The following is a 438-nucleotide window of genomic DNA, read 5'->3' as shown; positions in this document are numbered from 1 at the left end:
GTATGCTAATCAGATCGAGTCATTAAAAAAGAATCTGAGCATGCTAAATGTCGGTGCAGATCAAATGGATGCTTGGCAACGTGAGCTGATTGAAGCAGAGGGTGAATTTGATACAGCCAATCAAACCGTTGCCCAGTACAACCAAAAGCTAGCTGAGTTAGAGGCGTTGCTCAAACGCTTACAGCAAACCAGCAGCCAAAAGCCATTGGGTGATCGTCCCGTTTCTGAAGACGTATTGAAAAGCTTTTCCAAATTAGCAATCAGTCATAACGCACAGATCATTGCCCTTGAGCTGGGTGCCCGTGCTCAGTATGAATACAAGCTCAGTCAAGAGGAGATGACTGAGCCAATGCGCCAAACCTTGTTGGCTCAGTATGACTATATCGAGAGCTTGAAAACCCGCCAGAAAGCTGAAAAAGATGCGGCAGACGCAAAGCG

General features: G+C 46.3%; 1 protein-coding gene. It reads left to right on the top strand.

The window, feature by feature from the left end:
• Positions 1–40: 40 nt before the first annotated feature.
• Positions 41–438, top strand: a 398-nt coding sequence (locus tag BTA35_RS16825; RefSeq protein WP_139363720.1) for a hypothetical protein, incomplete at its 3' end; no start/stop codon positions are given.

This window comes from Oceanospirillum linum, assembly GCF_001995095.2.
Lineage (GTDB): Bacteria > Pseudomonadota > Gammaproteobacteria > Pseudomonadales > Halomonadaceae > Oceanospirillum > Oceanospirillum linum.
This window is presented reverse-complemented; position numbering and strand designations above follow the sequence as displayed.